The sequence below is a fragment of the Kitasatospora sp. NPDC004799 genome (assembly GCF_040609095.1).
Taxonomy (GTDB): Bacteria; Actinomycetota; Actinomycetes; order Streptomycetales; family Streptomycetaceae; genus Kitasatospora.
Genome location: NZ_JBEXJK010000575.1, coordinates 1 through 4,051, shown reverse-complemented (window position 1 = coordinate 4,051; position 4,051 = coordinate 1). Strand labels below are relative to the sequence as shown.

General features: G+C 76.4%; 2 protein-coding genes and 1 pseudogene. All 3 read right to left on the bottom strand.

Annotation, left to right across the window (positions count from 1 at the left end):
- A partial coding sequence (locus tag ABZW03_RS38275; protein ID WP_355269106.1) for an amino acid adenylation domain-containing protein occupies nucleotides 1–2,539 on the bottom strand: 2,539 nt, incomplete at its 3' end.
- Nucleotides 2,540–2,942: 403 nt separating this feature from the next.
- Entirely contained in the window at nucleotides 2,943–3,809 is an 867-nt protein-coding gene (locus ABZW03_RS38270) for an NmrA family NAD(P)-binding protein (protein WP_355269105.1), read from the bottom strand.
- Nucleotides 3,806–4,051, bottom strand: a pseudogene (locus ABZW03_RS38265) (hypothetical protein); the annotation flags it as partial. The pseudogene ABZW03_RS38265 and the gene ABZW03_RS38270, both read right to left, overlap by 4 nt.

The following is a 4,051-nucleotide window of genomic DNA, read 5'->3' as shown; positions in this document are numbered from 1 at the left end:
GGTCCAAGAACCACGGCGTCACGAACGGCCCGGCCGCGCCGTCCGCGATCTCCAGGTCCAGCGCGTCCACCGAGGGCTTGTCCGCCCCGGGGTAGACGCGGGTCGCCACCTGGGCGCGCTTGCCGACCCGGGCGCCGGGCAGCAGCGTCGAGCGGGTGCCGACCACGGCGCCGGAGCCGATCTTGACCGGGCCGATCAGCAGCCGGTCGCCGTCCAGCCAGTAGCCGCACAGGTCCACCTCGGCCTCGACCGCGCAGCCGCGGCCCAGCTTCAGCATCCCGGTGACCGGCGGCAGCGAGTGCAGGTCCACCTCGGGCGCGACCTTGGCGCCCAGTGCCCGGGCGTAGCGCACCAGCCAGGCGCCGGACAGCGAGTCCGCGCCGCTCAGCTCGGCGAGCCGCTCGGCGGTCCACAGCCGCAGGTGGACGGAGCCGCCGCGCGGGTGGCTGCCCGGGCGCACTCCGCGCAGCAGCAGCCGGGCGCCGCCCGCCGCGACGGCCAGCCGGCCCGGCGGGGTGAACAGCGCGAGCGCGCCCGCGCCGACCCACCACCAGGAGGCGGTGGGCGCCCACGGGTAGTCGCCGAGGTGGCCGAGCAGGTTCCCGGCGGCCAGCAGGGCCACCGTCCAACGCAGGCCGACGAGGGTGAACAGCGGGACCAGCAGGAGCAGCTGGAGCAGCTTGGCCCTGGTCGGCACCAGGGTGACGGTGCGGGCCTCGGCGCTCTCGCCGGCGCCGCGCTCCAGGTGCCGGGCGAGCTTGCGCAGCGTCGGGTGCTGGTAGATGTCCAGCACGGCCGCGCTCGGGTAGCGGGTGCGCAGCAGGGTGGTCAGCCGGGCGGCGGCCAGGCTGCCGCCGCCGATCGCGAAGAAGTCGTCGCGCGGGCCGCCGACCCGCACGCCGAGGATCTCCGACCACTGCTCGGCCAGCCAGGCCTCGGTGCCGTACAGCTCCTCGCCCGGGCCGGCGGCCTCCAGCTCGGGCAGCGGCCAGGGCAGGGCGTTGCGGTCGACCTTGCCGGAGGTCCGGGTGGGCAGGGTCTCGACGGTCGCCAGCAGCGGGACGAGGGCGGCGGGCAGCTCGGCGCGCAGCCGCTCGACGGCCTGCTCGCGGTCGAAGCCGTCCTGGACGACCAGGTAGCCGACCAGCAGCTGGTTGCCGCCGCGCGCGGTCCGGACGGCGGCCGCCGCGCCCGCCACGCCGGGCAGGGCCTGCAGGGCCGCGTCGACCTCGCCGAGCTCGATCCGGCGGCCGCCCAGCTTGATCTGCTCGTCGGTGCGGCCCAGGAACAGCAGGCCGGCCGGGTCGGCCTGGACCAGGTCGCCGCTGCGGTAGGCGCGCTCCCAGCCCAGCGAGGGCAGCGGCGCGTACTTCTCGGCGTCCTTCTCCGGGTCGAGGTAGCGGGCCAGGCCGACCCCGCCGATCACCAGCTGACCGGTGCCGCCGGGCGCGACCGGCCGACCGGCCTCGTCCACCACGGCGAGGTCCCAGCCGTCCAGCGGCAGGCCGATCCGCACCGGGCCCTCGCCGGTCAGCAGGGCGGCGCAGGCGACCACGGTGGCCTCGGTGGGCCCGTAGGTGTTCCACAGTTCGCGGCCCTCGGTGACCAGGCGCTGCACCAGCTCGGGCGGGCAGGCCTCGCCGCCGAAGATCAGCAGCCGCACCTCGTTGAGCGCCTCGGCCGGCCACAGCGCGGCCAGGGTCGGCACGGTGGAGACCACGGTGATCTCCTGCTCGGCCAGCCAGGGGCCGAGGTCGGCGCCGCTGCGCACCTGGGCGCGGGGGACCGGCACCAGGCAGGCGCCGTGCCGCCAGGCCAGCCACATCTCCTCGCAGGAGGCGTCGAAGGCCACCGAGAGGCCGGCCATCACCCGGTCGCCGGGGCCGATCGGCTCGTCCTGGAGGAAGAGCGCGGCCTCGGCGTCCACGAAGGCGGCCGCGTTGCGGTGGGTGACGGCCACGCCCTTGGGCTTGCCGGTCGACCCGGAGGTGAAGATGATCCAGGCGTCGTCGGCCGGGGTGGGGCGGCGCTCCAGGGCGGGCGCGCGCTCGGCGGTCGCCGCCAGGGTGCGCCCGGCGCCGAGCACGGCGGCGACGGCGGCCTCGCCGAAGACCAGCTCGGCCCGCTCGTCCGGGTCCTCGGCGTCCACCGGGACGTAGGCGGCCCCGGCGGCGAGCACCGCGAGGATCGAGACGTACAGGTCGTTGGTGCCGGAGGGCACGCGCACGCCGACCCGGTCGCCCGGGCCGATCCCGGCGGCGGCCAGCCGGCGGCGCAGCTGCTCCACCTCGGCGGCCAGCGCGCGGTAGCTGAGCACGGTGTGCCCGTCGTCCAGGGCGGGCTCGTCGGGGTGCGCGCGCACGGTGGCGTCCAGCACGTCGACCAGGGTGCGCGGGGCGGCGGCCGGGCGGCCGGGGAACAGGGCGAGGGCCTGCGCCGGCCCGGTCGGCGCGGTCTGCTCGGGCGGGGCCTGCTCCGGTCGGCCCGGCTCCCGCGGTGGCGTGTCGTGCTGCTCCGGGTGGCTCGGTTCAGCTGTCATGGCAGCCGTGCGCTCCTCGTCCTCGCCCCGTTCCGACCGATGCCCGGCCCCTGGGGCGGTGGGAGCACCGCCTGATCGGGTGACCCCACTCCGGGGCCGGAGCGGACAACCCGACCGATGGTAGCCCCGGGGCGGCGACCGGGCAGGAGCGGACACTCGGCCCAACTGGCGCCGGAATGACCGAATCTGACGGCACGTCAGTCAACAACTGGGGCTTCGTGGAATCGATGTGACGGGATGTCACGCGAATTGACGGATCGTCAGGTCGATTTCCCGACCGTGATCCATGCCACAGGGAATGCTGCTCCCTTCGGGTGGCGGGCCGGGTTTCCGGGCCGGTCCGACCGGTCCGGGCCCGGCCCGCCGTGCTGCCTGCCGTGCTGTCCGCCGTCCTGCCCGGCGGTCAGCGGAAGCGGTGCAGGTTCTCGCCGAGGAAGGCCTCCAGGGTGCGCGGAGCGCGTCCGGTGAGGCGCTGGAAGGCGTCGTCCGGCACCTCCTCGCGGACCACCGCGAGCTGCTGGATCTCCACCACATGGTCGGCCAGCCAGTCCGGCATCCCGGCCCGGCCGACCAGGTGGGCGTGCAGCTCGGACGGGCTCAGGTCGAGGTAGCGGACCGGTCGGCCGAGCAGCTCGCCCAGCAGCGCGGTGAACTCCGGGTGGCTGTACGCCCGCCCGCCGGTGAGCGGGTAGGTGCCGCCCGCCGCCTCCGGGCGGGTGAGCACCTCGGCCGCGGCGTCCCCGATGTCCCGGACGTCCACGTAGTTGCACCGCGCCTGCCCCAGCGCGCCGTGCACCAGCCCGGCGGCGGCCACGCCGGGCGCCAGGAGCAGCAGCTTCTGCATGAAGGCGTACGGCCGCAGGACGGTGCTGGTGACGCCGGAGGACCGCAGCCGCTCCTCGACCAGGTGGTGGCCGCGGGAGACGGCGACGGGGGAGTCCGGCTCGGCGGCGGGCGCGGAGACCTTGACGATGTGCTCCACGCCGCAGTCGACCGCCGCCTCGATCGCGTTCAGCTCGTACCGGACCTGCTGCGGGCCGTTGGCCATGGTGAGGAAGAGCTGCTGCGCGCCGCGGAACGCCGCGCGCAGCGAGGCCGGGTCGGCGGCGTCGGCCGGGACGGTGGCGGTTCGGGCGAGCGTGCGCTCGCCCAGCGCGGCGGCCAGCCGGGCGGGGTCGCGGCTGAGGGCGCGGCTCGGTACGCCGAGCGCGGCGAGGCTGTGCAGGGTGGCGCCGCCGGTGGCGCCGGCGGCGCCCATGATGACGATCATGACGTCTGCCTTTCGGGTCGGGGTGCGGTGGGGAGTCGGTGCTGTGCCGTGCGGGCGGCGCGGCTGCCGCGCCAGCGCCAGGTGGTGATGGTGGCGGCGATCGCCGAGGAGACCGCCAGGTCGACCGGCAGCCGGCGCGGCCACGGGCTGTCGGCGAGGGCCGGGACCTGCGGCAGCCAGTCTACACCCTCGGTCTGGAGGGCCCGGCGGTCACCGTCGACACGGCCTGCGCCTCCTACCTG

Coding starts and splice junctions, on each gene's coding strand:
- ABZW03_RS38270 (WP_355269105.1), bottom strand. CDS start 3,809: ATGATCGTCATCATGGGCGCCGCCGGCGCCACCGGCGGCGCCACCCTG.